This is a genomic window from Thermodesulfobacteriota bacterium (assembly GCA_035559815.1).
GTDB lineage: Bacteria > Desulfobacterota_D > UBA1144 > Nemesobacterales > CSP1-2 > DATMAT01.
On record DATMAT010000054.1, the window covers coordinates 21,978 to 38,227 of the forward strand.

The window sequence follows — 16,250 nt, forward strand, 5'->3', positions numbered from 1 at the left end:
CTAATACCCCTCGGCCAACCCGCCCGGGTTTCTGGGGTCGGATGCACCGTAGAAGAAATCTCCTATGCGCATAACGCTCTCTGCGTTGCCCATCGTATTACCAACCACAACTTTATGGCCTTTTTCCGTCAGTAAGCGAATCGTATCCAGATTTAACCCCTTCTCCACCCGCAGTTCATCCGGCAGCCATTGATGGTGAATACGTACGGCATTGGTTGCCGCTTCTATATTCATCCCGTGGTCGATTACGTTCATTATCATTTGCAGTACGACGGTGATTATTCGACTGCCGCCGGGGCTTCCGGTGACCAGGAACGGTTTTCCGTTCTTCATTACAATCGTCGGGGTCATAGAACTCAGCATTCTTTTCCCGGGCTCGATAGCGTTATACCTTCCGCCAATTAGCCCGTAGGCATTCGGCTCGCCCGGTTTTGCGGAGAAGTCATCCATCTCGTTGTTTAGAAGAATACCAGTACCCGGAATAGTAATCCCCGTCCCATAGCTGAAGTTTAAGGTGTAGGTGTTGGAGACGGCGTTTCCGTATTTGTCCATAACCGAGAAGTGGGTGGTGTTGTTGTCCTCTTCGAATTTAACCGGGTTCCCGGGCAATATTTCCGCACTGGGTGCGGCTTTGGAGAAATTTATTTTAAGCCTCAGCTCATCTGCATATCTCTTTGATATCAATCCCGAGACCGGCACATCCACAAAGTCAGGGTCGCCTAAATGCTTTGAGCGGTCGGCATAAGCCAATTTCATGCTCTCCGCCATGAGATGAATTGTTTGTGCTGTGTTATGTCCGAATTTGCTCATGGGAAATGGTTCAAGCAAATTCAGCACCTGGATTAGATGTACCCCGCCCGAGCTGGGTGGAGGCATGGAGTAAATGTCATACCCCCTATACTTACCATGAACGGGTTCACGAATGACCGCTTCATACGAGGCCAGGTCCTCCTTGGTAATCAAACCGCCGTTCGATTTCATGGTGAAGGCGATTTTCTGGGCAATTTCCCCTTTGTAGAAGGCAGCCGGTCCATGTCGAGCAATTTGTTTCAAGCTCCAGGCCAGGTCTCTTTGAACCAAAAACTCGCCGACTCGGTAAGGAGTGCCGTCCTTTTTGAAGAAAATCCCCATGCTGGCCGGGGAAGCCCTCAATCTATCCCTTGCATCGAGCAACGACCTCTGAAGCTCCTCATCCACCGGTAATCCTCTCTCCGCGAATTCTATAGCAGGCTTCAACGCCCTTTCCAGACTGACCGTCCCGTATTTCTCAAGCGCCAAGGTAAGGCCGGCAACCGTCCCCGGAACTCCTACGGCAAGGTAGCTATGCCTTGATTTCTCGGTATTTACGTTGCCGCTTTTATCTAGAAACATATCTTCGGTTGCCGCCTTGGGAGCCTTTTCCCGATAATCAATAGCCACGACTTCATTAGATTTTGCAAGGTAAACCAGCAGGAATCCCCCGCCGCCTATGTTTCCGGCGCGGGGATAGGTAACGGCAAGCGTAAATCCGATGGTCACGGCGGCATCTATGGCGTTTCCTCCTTCCTTTAAAATCTGTAGTCCGGCCTCGGTTGCATAGCGGTTATCCGTGGCCACCATACCGTTTCGAGATGTGACCGGATGGAATATGTCCTGTGGGTTGAAGAGGGGAGATTCTTCTGCCTGAACATGTGTCCTTATTTGAATTAATAAAAGTAATGCAACTATAAAGATTATCTGTCTTCGGGCCAAGTGAACTAGAGGTTTTTTATGCATAGGATTTTCGATTAATTTTAAAAGTGAATTAACAAAAAGTTGAAATCTGGCTCCTCCAGAAAGTTTGAACAGAAAGCCACGGAATAATTATTTTTCACTTTGTATTTTTGCGACGATTAAGTTCTCAGGATGGTATTCATCCAATTCCCATTTTATAGGGTTATTCAAAATGTATTCCCTGATTTTTTCTAGGGATTCCTCGCTTCTGACGATGTGCTCGTAAAACCGTGGTTGCCAGGCGAAATCTGAATAACCCTTTGCACGAATCCTCTTAGTGGTAACAGATTTAAATTGTCCTATAATTGCACCCAGTGAATTTGGTTTTAATGTAGAGACGACCCGGCGGGTCGTCTCTACATTATTTGTAATGATGACTATACCGTGTATATGATTCGGCATTACTACCCATTCGTCCAATTTTACATTTTGACGGATTTGTTCTGTCTTCTGCCATTCCTCTGCCGCAATTTCTCCAGTTTCAAATAATCTAATTTGACCATCTACAACCTCACCAAAAAAACACTCTTGTTTTTTGGTACAGATAGTAACAAAGTAATACCCACTGGATGAATAATCCCAATCTTTTAATCGGGTGGAATCGATGCGGTATTTATCTTTGTATAATCCCATACTGAACTCTGTTATACTTTTCAGATAAAAATGAACCGATTATCATTTGATCTTCTTCTCTTTCTTATTAAACGTAATCCTCAGCACTCCGTCCTGCATGTGGGCTCTCTGCACAGAAAGTTTTGCCAGGAATCCGGGTAAGAAGAGATTGCGGCGGTGGTTTTCGACCTGAATCGTTAGCTCATCGCCGATCTGTGAGAGCTTGACCTCTTCCTTGGAAACAAAGGGAAGCTTCAAGAGTAACTGGTAAGAGCCGCCATCCTTGGTGATTTCATACGGTTTTCCCTCAAAAAAGACCTTGGTTGGGTCGTTGTCCGAAAAGAGGGTGAGGGCAAATTCTTCGAGCGATTTCACCCCCAGAACCTCCTTGGAGAATAAAGGGGCTTCGAAAGTGGGGAGCGGGCTGAAAAGCTCTTCCAGTTCCTCTCGATAAACCTTCTGGGATTTCTTCCATTGCTCAAAATAGGGATGGTCCAGTTCTTTAGGCATGGTCCTATTGACGATGACCGAATCAACCGGGTATCCGTAAAGATGAAGATAGGTATAAGCCCTTTGCGTTTCCTTCATCACCATCTTTTCCAGGTTTAGGACGAGGCGAATCGAGCTTATTTCAGGGTCGGAAAATACCTTGTGAATCGAGTCCAGTTTCTGGAAAAGGTCTTCGACGGCGTCGTAGGTATGCTCTTCGGGGAGGGGCATATCCGTCACCACCTTCATCGCCGGTCTTATTACCTTCACCACCTTTCTCTCTATGGGGAATATCTTCACTATCCACCAGCGGGCTACGTCAGGGAGAGAAAGCAGTCTCAGAGTCTCGCCAGTCGGAGCGCTATCCACTATGATGACGTCGTATGACTCCTCCTGAAAATGCTGGTAAACCCAGAGGAAACAGGAAACCTCTTCCATCCCCGGGAGGATGCTGAACTCCTCGGATAAAACATCATCCACTTTCATCCAGCCAAACAAGGACTGCATGTATTCCATCAGCTTTCCCCAATATTTTTCGAGAGAGTAATAGACGTCTATCTCCTGGGCGTGAAGGTTTGGCATAATCCTCTTGGGCTCCGGGCCCAATTCCATATCATAGGAATCCCTCAAGCTGTGTGCCGCATCGGTCGAGACAACCAGCGTCTTGTATCCCTTCTTTGCCGCCAGGAGCCCGGTCGCCGCAGCCACCGTAGTTTTACCTACTCCCCCTTTTCCGGTATATAGAATTATTCTCTTCATTTTGTATGATTCCCCAATCTATTATGGTTGCTTACTATTCTACCTAATCCCTGTTCTTGACATATAACCAAGCGTGCTTATTATTACTCCGTTATACGAATTCTATACACCTTAGGGGTAAAAAAATGACAGCTTCTAACGAAAACGGATTTCTCGACTTATTGTTTGCCGTCTTGGCGTTTTTGCTCATTGCTGGTACAGTTCTTATCGCCATCGGCGGCATCTATTATAGCTTTATGGAACCTAACTTTTAGTTATTCCCGCTTCTCTTTAATACGTCCCCAATCTTGATATAAACTGAGCGCTCACATTCCGGGTTGTCAATATTAGGTCAGAAGCTGAATTGGTAAAAGTTTTGAATCCTTTTATTTAGTTATTTATCTAAATATATAAATTAATCCATCAATAGGAGGAATTAGACATGAGTAAGCCGATTCTGCTTACCGACGAGAATTTTGAGAAGGAGGTGATTGGTTCTCAGGTTCCGGTCGTAGTGGACTTTTGGGCTGAATGGTGCGGCCCATGCCGTATGATAAGCCCTATACTGGAGGAGCTGGCCGAGGATTATCAGGGAATAATCAAGGTTGGAAAGCTAAACGTGGATGAAAACCCGGGAGCCACAACGCTTCATGAAATAAGGAGCATACCGACCCTAATCATCTACGATGAGGGAAAACCGGTAGACAAGATCATCGGAGCCGTCCCCAAAAGCCGGCTGGTAGAGGTCATCGAGGGGGTCCTCAGCAAGAACTAGGATAAGGTATGAACTGGAAAACCCTCTTTCATGTAATAGCTTAATTGGTAGGGGGATTCGAATATGACAAATAGCCTAAAATACATTAAAGCACAGGACGAAAACGAGTGGGGTCACTCAAGTCAATCCCCTCGTTCAAGGGAAGAAAAGGAACAAAGGGCCGAGGAGTTACTGGATGCATACTCCCGTGCCGTAGTTACCGTGGCGGAAAAGGTTAGCCCCTCGGTCGTTAGCATTAAAACAACCCAGGAGGTAAGGGCTCAAACACCCAGAGGTGTGGTTCCTTTCGATATGACCGGCAGCGGCTCCGGGGTAGTAATCACTCCGGATGGCTATATTCTCACCAACAGCCACGTGGTTAATAACACCAAGGGCCTGGAGGTTTCCCTTTCCGATGGGCGCATATTCCCTGCTCAATTAATCGGACAGGACCCAGATACCGATTTGGCGGTCATCAGGATACCTTCATCCGACCTTCCGGCGGCGGAGCTTGGCGATTCGGATAAGCTTAAAGTCGGCCAGCTCGTAATTGCCATAGGCAATCCCTTTGGATTTCAGGCTACGGTCACGGCGGGCGTAGTCAGTGCCATGGGGAGGTCGATGCGGGGTCAATCGGGAAAACTGATCGAGAATGTGATTCAGACCGATGCCGCTTTGAACCCGGGCAACTCCGGAGGGCCACTGGTGGACAGCCGGGGCAGGGTCGTAGGAATTAACACGGCTATAATTCAGTATGCCCAGGGAATCTGCTTCGCCATTCCCGTAAACACAGCGCGCTGGGTGGCGGGGTTGTTGATAAAAGAGGGAAGAATCAAAAGGGCCTACCTGGGAATACTGGGCCGGAATAAGCCTTTGAATAGATTCGAACTTAGAAGGTTCGGCATAAATAACCAACTCGGTGTTGAAGTGCATCAGGTGTTAAAAGATAGCCCGGCCGAGCGTGCGGGCATTCATAACGGAGATGTGATCTTATCGATAAACGAGAACCCGTTGGAGAGCGTCGATGATATTCATAGATTTTTAGCCAAAATAGAAGTTGGCACGAGCCTGAACATCACAGTTTTACGAAATGGAAGGAAATTAGAGCTTAACGCCCAAGCCGAGGCCGCCCAGTAATGCTTGAGCATCATCCTAATACTACTTATCATCGGGCTAAAACATGTCCCAATATGTAATAGTTAGTATTTAACCGAGACGCTGTCCTAGCTAGTCGTATCTTACAGAACAACTTCAATTATTGAAATGTCATCCCGAGCGGCAGCGAAGGACCTAGATTCTTCGCTGCGGAATCCTACCCTGAGTCAGCCGAAGAGCCGCTCAGAATGACAGTAGTGGCAATTTGCCGGGAAAGTGTAGCCTCTCCCGACGCTGTCCGCCCAATTAAATCCTGATTATTACACCAAGACTTTTTATCGTAAAATCCATGGATAGGAGGGACAATAATGTCCCTCCTGCAAATAAAAAATGCTTGACAAGACTAAAATAGGTGTATATACTCCTAAATCATGAGTAGCCAGATAGCTCGTTCCGACATGGTCAAATGTATGGACTGTGCCTGCTTTAACTTGAGAAAGGCCGCCCGAGCCATCACTCATCTTTATGATGAAATGTTGCGACCGGCTGGGCTTAGGACCACGCAGTTTACACTCCTGGTTGCCACTAAAATGCTCGAGCCAATAACAGTGACTCGCCTTGCCAAGATAGGAGTGATGGACCGAACCACGTTGACCCGTAACCTCAGGCCGCTCGAAAAGCAGGGTTTGGTCCAGATTGCGCTGGGAAAAGACCAGCGTACAAGAGTGGTGAGGTTGACGCCAGAAGGCCAGAAGGCCTTAGCACGAGCGTTTCCGCTCTGGAAAAAAGCGCAGGCACGGGTTATTAAAGAACTCGGCCCGGAGAGATGGAATTCTTTGAGAGCATATTTGGGAGAGGTAGTATCTCTTGTAGATAAGAACTAAATTTTTTTGGATATAAAGGTGTATATACACTTAAATGGTCCTGGAGCACGTTTGGCGAACCGGTTGCCCTCGTAGGATTAGAGCTACTACTCTGGATAGTGGTTGCTCTTTCCTAGGGAATAGTAATAACAAAGATTTACGGAGGTCGGTAAATGATGAAACTGGAAGAGCATCCCATAGTGAAACGATATAATGAGAAGCCAAAAACAGAGCCGTCACCAAACCCAAAACTCGATTCGGAATGGCTTCTAAATCTTTGCCTTGAGGCGGGCGCGGATGACGTCGGATTGGTCGGTATAGACCGCCCCGAGCTTGATACTGATCGTGAGGATATATTGAATGTGTTTCCACACACGAAAACGCTGGTTAGCCTGGTCTGTCGTATGAACCGAGAGCCCATACGGAGCCCGGCTCGTTCGATTGCAAATACAGAATTTCATCAAGTTGGGGACCACGTTAACGAGGTATGTCATCGGGTCGTTTCAGAACTGGAAAATCTGGGTATACGTGCTCTGAATCCGGCGATGGGGTTTCCTATGGAGATGGATAAATGGAACACCGGTAAAATCTGGGTTGTTTCACACAAGCTCGTTGCCGTTGCTGCCGGTCTCGGCCGGATGGGAATACATAGAAATGTCATTCACCCGAAATTTGGAAGCTTCATTTTACTGGGCACGATTCTTATCGATGCGGAAGTTACAAAATACAGCCAGCCGATTGACTACAACCCCTGCGTCGAATGTAAGTTGTGCGTAGCCGCCTGCCCCACCGGAGCCATCGGGGCAGACGGCCATTTTAATTTCTCTGCATGTTATACACATAACTACCGGGAGTTTATGGGCGGGTTCGTAGATTGGGTTGAGAATATTACGGACAGCAAAAATAGCCGGGAATATCGAAGCAAAGTCAGCGATTCGGAAACCGTATCCATGTGGCAGAGTTTGTCCTATGGGGCCAACTACAAAGCGGCTTATTGCCTTGCCGTATGTCCCGCAGGCGAGGACGTCTTTGGGCCGTTTCTTGACGACCGGAAGAACTTTTTAAAAGACGTGGTCAGGCCTTTACAGGAGAAAAAAGAAACTGTTTACGTCGTTCCTAATTCCGATGCTGAAGTTTATGTGGCACGCCGGTTTCCCCACAAGACCACAAAACGGGTCTCAAACGGGCTCAGGCCTACCTCGATAAAAAGGTTTCTCCGAGGGTTACCCCTATCATTTCAAAGAGACCAATCGGAAGGACTAAATACGGTCTATCACTTCACCTTTACCGGTGAAGAAGCAGGTGAAGCAAACGTCACAATTCGGGACAAGACCATTCAGGTTCACGATGGACACGTCGGAACCGCAGATTTGCATATAACTGCCGACAGCCGCACCTGGCTTGGATTCCTGATGAAGGAACGCAGCCTAATCTGGGCATTGGTTGCGAGGAAAATAAAACTAAAAGGGTCTCATCGTTTGCTTAAAGCTTTCGGCAAATGCTTTCCGTCGTGATAACATCTTCAACAGTTCAGCAGGGTCTATTAATTTGTTGCTTCTGAATCTTTAAGGAGAAGCTAATCTAGCCTTCATCCTCATCAATATCGTCAGGCATCTCAATATAGTCTGGTAGTCCTTGAGGTAGTACCACAATTCCTAAGACATCAACCCTTGAAAGCCCCTTCTCAAGCCAATTGGAATTGGAGGTAGTCTTCCAAGAATATAGAACGCCGCTGGATTCCATGGCTAATTGCCGTGCTTGGGCTAACTCCTCAGTGTTAAATAATTCCAAATCAAGTATTAGGGACAGGCTTAGTTTCATGCTCATAGGTTTACCTCGTATAAGTTTTTTTACTATTTGACTAGATCACAACTTCCAATTTCTCATAACCCATGGCGTATTCATATTGTTTAACGAGTGATTCGAAATCTAAGAATTGTACTCGATCATTTATTTCCTTGAACGAGAAACGCTTGATCTTAGTTTCATAATCCCGCCGTCTTATTTTGTCAGCGACAATGAACATCCTCACGTAAAAATCTTGCAGGTCATAATATTTTGCGAGTGAGCTTTGAATATCAGTCGAAGTTTCAACTTCGAAAAAACTGTGTGGCATCCCTCTATGATTGAACCAAATTACATCAATTGTCTCACTTCTTTTCACTAATTCCGGGTAAGAGAAAGGCGGGATCTTAACAAGTGACCTCAAATCATTGAGTGTTTTATTTAGAAACCTCTTGTTCTTATCCTGATTAGGGGCGAAGGTCTTGAACTGTTTCAAGTTTCCCAGTGTCAATAATAATCCCTGGTAATAATAATGATTTGAGATTTGAAGCTCCGGACTGTTCCTGTTTTCTTTGGTTTCTGATAAGATTCCCTTTGCTTCGTTCTGTTTTCGAAATTTTACCAGTCCATATAAGCCGGGCTTTATTTTGTATATCTCTGGACGGAGTTGAACTATGCGGCGAATACTAGCAAAAGGAGTTTTTGTGCCCCATTTGCAATCAGGTATTTTTAATACCTCTTGGTATAGCTGGCCCAAAGTGGCAACTCCGCCTAGCCTTTCTATTGTTTGTATAACCGCCTCATGCTGTTTAATTGGCATAAAGCTACTCCAATATTAATTGCCAATCTTTTAAGGGAATTAATTTATACTGATCAGATAGTAACGAAGAAGTTGGGAAAATCAAGAAAGGAAAAGATCAGTTACCTCTCAATATTCTGGCCAAGTTTTCAGCTCATGGTCTATTCCCTCTTTAGCGAGCGTTTGCTCGAATTGCCGGTCTAGTTCGGTGCATTCCCTTAACAGGCGTCCCCGCTTCATTTTGGTAAGTTTATTCTTGATAGCCCGCTGAATCGCTTCGCTCCGGTTAGGTAAGATGCGCTTTTCAACCATTTGGACCTCTATTGTCAGATTGCTCACGCCCCCTTAAGAGCTGATACCAGGGCCGTGGCCATCTTCTTTGCATCCCCAAAGAGCATGAGGGAGTTGTCCGCAGCGAATAGGGGATTGGGAATTCCGGCAAATCCGGGCGCAAGGCTGCGCTTGACGATCACGACTGAGCGGGCTTCGTCCACGTTCAGTATGGGCATCCCGGCAATCGGGTTTGACGGGTCGGTTACGTTCCGGGCGATGGGATTGACCACGTCGTTAGCACCGATAACGATCACTACATCCGTCTCCCGGAAAGTGGGGTTGATCTCATCCATCTCCTTGAGCTTATCGTAAGGAATGTTTGCCTCCGCCAAGAGGACGTTCATGTGTCCGGGCATTCGGCCGGCGACGGGATGAATAGCAAAATCTACTTCTACTCCTTTGGATTCGAGGTAGTTAGTCAAGTCCTGAATAGCATATTGTGCCTGGGCAACTGCCAACCCATATCCGGGAACGATGACCACTCGCCTGGAACCCTCCAACAACATCGCCACTTCCTCTGGCGATGCAGCCTTTACCCGACCGGCATATACATCCTTGCTCTCCGCCTCGGAGGCAACTATCTCTCCCACACCAGCGAACATTACGTTGGTTAGAGAACGGTTCATGGCTTTACACATTATGGCCGTAAGAATGAATCCGGCAGAGCCCACCAGGGAGCCGGAAATTATCAGCACGCTGTTGTTGAGGACCCATCCGTGGCCAGCAGCAGCCAGTCCGGAATAGGCGTTGAGAAGGGATATGACTACGGGCATGTCCGCGCCGCCAATAGGAATCACCAATGTGATCCCGAGAATACAGGAAACCGCGAGCATAATCCAATAGGTCGTAGAAGATGTAGGGTTCACCACGAACATGACGCTTAAAACTACACAGGCTAGCGCCAATACTATATTAATCAAATGTCTATGTGGTAAAAGGGTTGGGCGCTCATCCATCAGTCCCTGAAGCTTGGCAAAAGCGACCAAACTCCCGGTAAAAGTAATACCCCCGATAAAACCTGCGGCTGCAACTGAAGTAGTGAAGAGGACATTAATCGACTCGAAGAAGCTTCCCTTAAGAGCCTCTATAAACGCTGCGCCCACTGCCAGGGCCGAGGCACCTCCTCCAAAACCGTTAAAGATTGCTACTACCTGAGGCATAGCAGTCATAGGTGCCCGGTATGCCATTACCGCTCCTATCAATCCCCCTACCACCAGCCCGGCTACGATCACCTGATAACTGATGATATGTTTGTCAAAAAGGGTAACTACGATGGCTATAAGCATCCCCAGTGCACCCAGGAGGTTTCCACGCACAGCAGTACGGGGATGGGCCATATCCTTTAACCCTAGTATGAAGAGGACTGAAGCAATAAGATAGAAAAAGTTAATGAGTTGTAGTTCCATGCTTATTCCCCCTTTCGGCGAAACATTGCCAGCATACGGTGGGTTACCAAGAATCCGCCAACCACATTAGCTGTTGCCATAACCACGGCAACGAAGCCGAGGATCGTGGTAAGGGTGGTCAGTTGTGTACCCGAAGTTACCAGCGTTCCTACCAGTGTAATTCCGGATATGGCGTTGGCTCCGGACATGAGCGGCGTGTGTAATAGGGGCGGCACCTTCGAAATCACTTCAAACCCCACGAAAAGGGCCAATATAAAAATGGTCAAAGCGGGCACGAAAACTTCCATGGGTTAGTACCTCCTCGTAATCTCAGATTTTCACTGCGCCTGTGGGCAGGTCGAGCAACTGGCGCACCTGGGGATTAATCACCTCACCGTTGTGCGTTAATAAAGTGTCCCGAATTATTTGGTCTTCCGTATTCAGGTTCAGGTTGCCGTTTTTTACCAGATTCTGGATAAAGGCAGTGATGTTTTTAGCGTACATCTGGCTGGCATGGTAGGGAATGGCAGAAGGGAGGTTGAGTGGGCCGAGTATCCTGACGCCATTATGCTCTACCACCTCTCCAGGCCTGGTAAGCTCGCAGTTGCCGCCTGTTTCCGCGGCAACATCGACTATCACCGACCCCAGCCGCATTGCCTGAACCATGTCTTGTGTGATCAGAACAGGCGCTTTCTTGCCGGGAACCGCCGCCGTGGTGATTACCACGTCGGTTTCGGCTATTACACGAGACAACATCTCTCGCTGTTTTCGGTAGAATTCTTCATCCATGGCCTTGGCGTAACCGCCGGCAGTCTCGGACTCTTTAGTTTCTATACCTAGCTCGACAAACTTCGCCCCCAGGCTTTCCACCTGCTCTTTTACTGCCGGGCGCACATCATAAGCCTGCACCGATGCCCCAAGCCGGCGCGAGGTGGCGATTGCTTGAAGACCGGCCACGCCTGCTCCCAATACGAAAACCTTGGCCGGGGTAATGGTTCCGGCAGCAGTAATCATCATAGGAAACATCTTCTTCAGATTATCTGCCGCTATCAGGGCTGCTTTGTATCCGGCTATCGTGGCCATAGAGCTCAATACGTCCATAGACTGAGCCCGGCTTATTCGGGGAAGAAGCTCGAGTGCGAAGGCGGTAACACCTCTTTTAGCCAGTTCCAGCGCCGTTTCCGGAGACCCCAAAGGATTGAGAAGCCCCACCAGTACCTGACCCGAATGTAATAATCCTGCATCGGCATGACCGGCGTCTGAGTTAGCACCAATGGCGAGAACTCGAACGAGTATATCGGCGGAGGTGAATAGCTCTTTTCGGTTTATCGAAATACGGGCTCCCTGCTTTTCATATTCAGTGTCGGGATAACCAGCCTTACTTCCTGCCCCCTTCTCTACTAAAACCTCGAGTCCAAGCTTGGTTAAAGAAGGAATCAGCGCAGGGATTAAAGCCACTCGTTGCTCGTTAGGGTAAGTCTCGGCAGGCACTCCGATTACCATTTGAACCCCCTTTTTAGCTGAAACTTATATAACTAGGTGGAATACAAACGATATAATTATCCAAGCTAAGTTCGCTTATAAAACTATACAAAAGTACTCCATCGGGCAAGTATATAGCATAGGTGACCCCCTAAGTCAACTGGTTTTTTGATGTGCGTTTTCAACCCTTACCTAGCTCTTTCGGGCGAGCAATTTGCGCTATTCAAGAAAGACTGTTGTCTTTTTAAACTAACTATCCCGATTTAGCTCTTAACTCTACCTATTTTCCAGAGCCTTTTCACCAGAATACCCAATGGTATAAGAAGATATAAGAGGAGCGATGTCGGGGAGTTGCTCTTGACAACCGAGCATCCTTCCCCGGCTCCTTTCGGTACGGTGAATGAGGTCAAGGTTTCACCGGCTTCATTGCGAAAGGATGCCTTCCAATCATTATGCTCCCTTTCGAAGAGAAGATAGCCGAACCGGTCGACGGTCTCAAAGCCGGCTACCCTAGCTTCGGCAACCGTTGTCCCGGTTACGGTCATCGTTATCGGGGGGTCGAGTTCTGTACCTCCGGTGCCGACAATAACTTGACGAGGACGGGGTATATCAAAACGGAGTGTCTCGAATGTGTGGATGTGCCCTGTTAAGATGAGTTTTACCCCGTTCGGGAAGTCGTTGTTGGATGCCGTCTGCATGGTTATGCTCAGGTTCACCAGTTGGTTGCCGTCTTCCACTATGCCCCAGAGCGGCTTGTGGGTAAGGAACCAGGCGTTATCTGAGGTAACCGTCCGTAACGAGGCCAATTGTGCGGAATATATGTTAACGACTGTCGAATCCGGGGGCGGAGGTGATGTGTCCTGGGCCATGGACGAGTCAAACACCTGAATCTGCAGGTCGCCCGCCTGGATAGTATATGGGTCGGTGAAATCCAGGCATTCCCCGGGCATAGGCCTTGGGTCGAAGAAAAGAAACCACCCGGAACCAGCCCTTTTACAGGTCTCGTGGTCCCCCCGTGTGAGTATCCATGGTGAGGCCCTCAATAATTCTGCCTGGGGTATGAAGAAGTCGGCATTAAAAGTATCCCAGTTATATCCGGTGGGGCTATTGCCGCACTTGGAAGAATCTTCCGGAGGGCACGGCCTTTCCCGGTAGAGAATATCGCCAACATGCACGACTAGGTCCGGTTTTTCCGAAGCGGCGGTCTTCGAGATCTTTTCTGCAGGCCAGGCATTCGGGTCGTTACAATCCTGAACCACGTCCTCGGGCGGTTTGATGCGGCAACCGGCATCTCCAAAGGCTACAATCCGTTTTGAACTCGGTTTTGGTAACGGTAAAAGCCGGCCTTCAATCTCTGCCGAGGCCACTCCGAGCGGAATTACCGATTCACAAACCAGAACCGGATAGTCGGTCGATGGCTCGGCCCTTACCTGCATTGGTTGTGAGATAGCATCAAGCACGATTGATGGACATTTCGAGCCCGTAGTTACCGCACGGGCGATTACCTCTCCCTCCGGTCCCAGCAACACCCATGTTGAACTAACTGGCCCGGTTTCGGATTGAGCCATGGATGCCTGCATGATCATGAACAGGCTTAGTGTCCAATAAATTATCTTCATTGTTTTTATTTCGTTGTTTCCTCATCTTAAAGGCAAAAACGATAATCCTAAAATTAAAAAATAAACATAGCAAACGAGAGTCCGATACAATTTTTAGAGCTTATCGTTGCGAACCCAGTCCAGAAATGTATACCTTATAGGAATTCATACTTCGATTTGACTCAGTATGAGCGGATGCATACATCCGCTGGTAAGAAGAGATAAAAAGCCCGCTCGTCCTGAGCCGGTTAAACCGGGGGAAAGGCGAACACCTTACTTTTTAAATTCATCCTCGCGATGACGTTCGAAGCACTACTCGGACCGAAATTCTACTCCTTAATTACAGGGAAGGAAAAAAATATCTGCGGGCCATTAACCTTATTGCACCGAAGTCTCATTTTTCTTATGTATTGAGGGAGGTAGATAGATATCCAGATTAACCGACTGGAACAGCTTCGATTATGCTGAATTCCGATTGCGAGCGGAAGATAGACCGCATCGAAAAACCGGATAGCTTAAGCAGTCCTTCAAAGTCTTCTCTCGTCCTCTCCCTGCTCTTTTGCAAGACCAGAAGTTGCAAGTCCATTAGTTTCCCGTAATCCGGCTCGTTCGCCGGCAACAAGACCGGCTCGATGATGATGAGTTTGCCGTCTGGGTTCATCGACCTTCTGCAGTTACTTAGCACCTTGACTGCATCTTCATCTTCCCAATTATTGATGAAAGACTTTAACACATACCCATCTCCACCCTCCGGTATTTTGTCAAAGCAATCCCCGGCAATAAGCGTAATTCGCTCGCCAACTCCGGAATTGGCAATATTCTCTCCCGCCCCTTCAATAACTTTAGGTAAATCAAAAAGTATCCCTCGGGTGTTTGGGTTACTTTTTAGAATCTCTATGAGCAACTGCCCATAACCCCCGCCGACGTCGACCACCGTATTGAAACCGGAGAAATCGTAAGTTTTCAAAATAGACGGAATCACGCCTCTATACTTCTCCACCATGGCCTGGTTAAAGACGCCAGCAAATTCGGCTTTTTTCTCGACGTATTGCAGGAATTCTTGGCCAAAAACGTGCTCAAATGAGGACCCTCCGGTTTTTACGCTGTAAAGAAGGTTTCCCCATGACTGATAGCACTCCTTTTCGTTTATCATGATGATGTATGCATTTAGAGAGTTAGGTGATTCTCTACCGAGTAATTCACCCATGGCGGTTAAAGAAAAGCGCTTACCGGGCTCTTCGTGGAAAACGCCCAAGCCGGAAAGGGCGCGCAGCAATCGATATAGTGCCCTAGGCTCGGCGCCAATGATATGAGACAGTTCATCTGAGCTTTTGGGACCTTCTTTCAGATGGTCGGCAATACCCAGCTTGGCAGCAACATAAATACACTGGGCCAGCCAATTGCCGTGTATCATCTCCATTAGTTTGTCTCGATTTTCTTCTGCCGCAGTTACATTCATTTTCAGGCAAACTGGAAATGTTCTCTTTTCTATTGTATTGTCCCACATGACGAAAACTCAAGTCAATAACGCATTTTATTCCGGCCAATAGGGAACACAGGCCGATATAGGGCTCATTTCAGATAGGCCCGCTTCTTTGCCTTATTATTCTTTATTATTGACAAATATCCTGGGATTAAGAAAATATCTGGGACTAAGTATGGGTAATCATTTCAAAAACTCCTCTGCCCAGAAGGTCATAAAGTCTGATTTGGACACCACTCAAGTTAAGGCACATAACGGCAATTGGGTTCTTGCCGCGGCCATCCTGGGAACGGGCATGGCTCTTATCGATAGCACTGCGCTTAACGTTTTGCTTCCGGTCTTACAGTTGGAACTCCACGCCAGCATAACCACTATACAGTGGATTATCGAGGCTTATGCGCTATTCCTGGCCTCTCTGATGTTGCTGGGCGGCTCGCTGGGAGACCACTTTGGACGGAAGAAGATATTTGCCGCCGGCGTCGTGCTATTCACGATAGCATCCGTTTATTGCGGTGTAGCCAAAGATGCAACCCATCTGATCATCGCCCGGATTTTCCAGGGAATTGGGGGAGCCTTACTGGTACCGGGGAGTTTAGCCATTATTAACATATCGTTCAAACCAAGGCAGAGGGGGCGGGCCATCGGAACCTGGTCTGGTTTCACCGCCATAACCACCGCTCTCGGCCCGGTTCTCGGGGGTTGGCTGGTTGATAACGTATCCTGGCGGAGTGTATTTTTTATAAACATTCCTATTTCCATAATAGTGCTCTCCATTTTGTTCACGCGCGTTCCGGAAAGCCGGAACGAAAACAGTAACGGCAAGCTGGATTTGTGGGGTGCTCTCTTTGTAACACTGGCACTCGGAGGTATTGTTTTCGGACTAATCGAATCGTCTAACCTGGGATTTGACCACCCTTTAGTGTTGACCGCACTGCTGGTAGGACTCTTCCTATTAATCTCCTTTATAGCCTTTGAAGGTCGTATCTCGACGCCGATGATGCCCCTTACCTTGTTCAACTCAAAAAACTTCAGCGGGGCTAATCTGGTTACTTTGCTTTTGTATGCGGCTTTTGGCGGGTCGC

17 protein-coding genes are annotated in these 16,250 nt (G+C 47.8%); 6 read left to right on the forward strand and 11 right to left on the reverse strand.

Features of this window, described 5'->3' with window-relative positions:
- The 3 genes from ggt to VNN20_13735 form a co-directional block, all read right to left on the reverse strand.
- Entirely contained in the window at positions 1-1,755 is a 1,755-nt protein-coding gene (gene ggt / locus VNN20_13725) for a gamma-glutamyltransferase (GenBank protein ID HWP93248.1), read from the reverse strand.
- Between the two features lie 87 nt (positions 1,756-1,842).
- On the reverse strand, positions 1,843-2,385 hold the full coding sequence (locus VNN20_13730; protein ID HWP93249.1) for a transposase: 543 nt from the start codon (positions 2,383-2,385) through the stop codon (positions 1,843-1,845).
- 42 nt (positions 2,386-2,427) lie between these two features.
- Positions 2,428-3,612, reverse strand: coding sequence for an ArsA family ATPase (locus VNN20_13735; GenBank protein HWP93250.1), 1,185 nt, complete (start codon positions 3,610-3,612; stop codon positions 2,428-2,430).
- A 125-nt stretch (positions 3,613-3,737) separates the two neighbouring features.
- On the opposite strand from VNN20_13735, the gene VNN20_13740 reads away from it, so the two are divergent.
- The 5 genes from VNN20_13740 to VNN20_13760 all read left to right on the forward strand — a co-directional run bounded on the left by VNN20_13740 (position 3,738) and on the right by VNN20_13760 (position 7,817).
- Positions 3,738-3,866, forward strand: a complete 129-nt coding sequence (locus VNN20_13740) for a hypothetical protein (GenBank protein ID HWP93251.1) — start codon at positions 3,738-3,740, stop codon at positions 3,864-3,866.
- Positions 3,867-4,033: 167 nt separating this feature from the next.
- A complete protein-coding gene (gene trxA, locus VNN20_13745; GenBank protein ID HWP93252.1) occupies positions 4,034-4,366 on the forward strand; it encodes a thioredoxin in 333 nt (110 codons plus the stop codon).
- A gap of 63 nt (positions 4,367-4,429) precedes the next feature.
- Positions 4,430-5,482: a trypsin-like peptidase domain-containing protein gene (locus VNN20_13750; GenBank protein ID HWP93253.1), complete on the forward strand. Its 1,053-nt coding sequence runs from the start codon at positions 4,430-4,432 to the stop codon at positions 5,480-5,482.
- Positions 5,483-5,871: 389 nt separating this feature from the next.
- On the forward strand, positions 5,872-6,324 hold the full coding sequence (locus tag VNN20_13755; GenBank protein HWP93254.1) for a MarR family winged helix-turn-helix transcriptional regulator: 453 nt from the start codon (positions 5,872-5,874) through the stop codon (positions 6,322-6,324).
- A gap of 152 nt (positions 6,325-6,476) precedes the next feature.
- Positions 6,477-7,817: an SCP2 sterol-binding domain-containing protein gene (locus VNN20_13760; GenBank protein ID HWP93255.1), complete on the forward strand. Its 1,341-nt coding sequence runs from the start codon at positions 6,477-6,479 to the stop codon at positions 7,815-7,817.
- 67 nt (positions 7,818-7,884) lie between these two features.
- On the opposite strand, the gene VNN20_13765 is transcribed toward VNN20_13760, so the two are convergent.
- The 8 genes from VNN20_13765 to VNN20_13800 all read right to left on the reverse strand — a co-directional run bounded on the left by VNN20_13765 (position 7,885) and on the right by VNN20_13800 (position 15,192).
- Positions 7,885-8,130 (reverse strand): hypothetical protein, encoded by a 246-nt coding sequence (locus VNN20_13765; protein ID HWP93256.1) that lies wholly within the window; start codon positions 8,128-8,130, stop codon positions 7,885-7,887.
- Positions 8,131-8,164: 34 nt separating this feature from the next.
- On the reverse strand, positions 8,165-8,908 hold the full coding sequence (locus VNN20_13770) for a hypothetical protein (protein ID HWP93257.1): 744 nt from the start codon (positions 8,906-8,908) through the stop codon (positions 8,165-8,167).
- A 108-nt stretch (positions 8,909-9,016) separates the two neighbouring features.
- Entirely contained in the window at positions 9,017-9,226 is a 210-nt protein-coding gene (locus tag VNN20_13775; protein HWP93258.1) for a CopG family transcriptional regulator, read from the reverse strand.
- Entirely contained in the window at positions 9,223-10,626 is a 1,404-nt protein-coding gene (locus VNN20_13780) for an NAD(P)(+) transhydrogenase (Re/Si-specific) subunit beta (protein HWP93259.1), read from the reverse strand. The genes VNN20_13775 and VNN20_13780 overlap by 4 nt, the downstream gene beginning before the upstream one ends.
- Before the next feature lie 2 nt (positions 10,627-10,628).
- The gene (locus tag VNN20_13785) at positions 10,629-10,913 is read right to left on the reverse strand and encodes an NAD(P) transhydrogenase subunit alpha (GenBank protein ID HWP93260.1); all 285 of its coding nucleotides are present in this window, start codon (positions 10,911-10,913) and stop codon (positions 10,629-10,631) included.
- A 22-nt stretch (positions 10,914-10,935) separates the two neighbouring features.
- Positions 10,936-12,108 carry a Re/Si-specific NAD(P)(+) transhydrogenase subunit alpha gene (locus VNN20_13790; protein ID HWP93261.1) on the reverse strand — a complete coding sequence of 391 codons (1,173 nt, stop codon included), beginning with the start codon at positions 12,106-12,108 and terminating at the stop codon, positions 10,936-10,938.
- A gap of 242 nt (positions 12,109-12,350) precedes the next feature.
- Positions 12,351-13,706 carry a metallophosphoesterase gene (locus VNN20_13795; protein ID HWP93262.1) on the reverse strand — a complete coding sequence of 452 codons (1,356 nt, stop codon included), beginning with the start codon at positions 13,704-13,706 and terminating at the stop codon, positions 12,351-12,353.
- Positions 13,707-14,121: 415 nt separating this feature from the next.
- Positions 14,122-15,192: a methyltransferase gene (locus VNN20_13800; GenBank protein HWP93263.1), complete on the reverse strand. Its 1,071-nt coding sequence runs from the start codon at positions 15,190-15,192 to the stop codon at positions 14,122-14,124.
- Between the two features lie 151 nt (positions 15,193-15,343).
- On the opposite strand from VNN20_13800, the gene VNN20_13805 reads away from it, so the two are divergent.
- Positions 15,344-16,250: MFS transporter (locus VNN20_13805; GenBank protein HWP93264.1), on the forward strand; the 907-nt coding region annotated here is incomplete at its 3' end.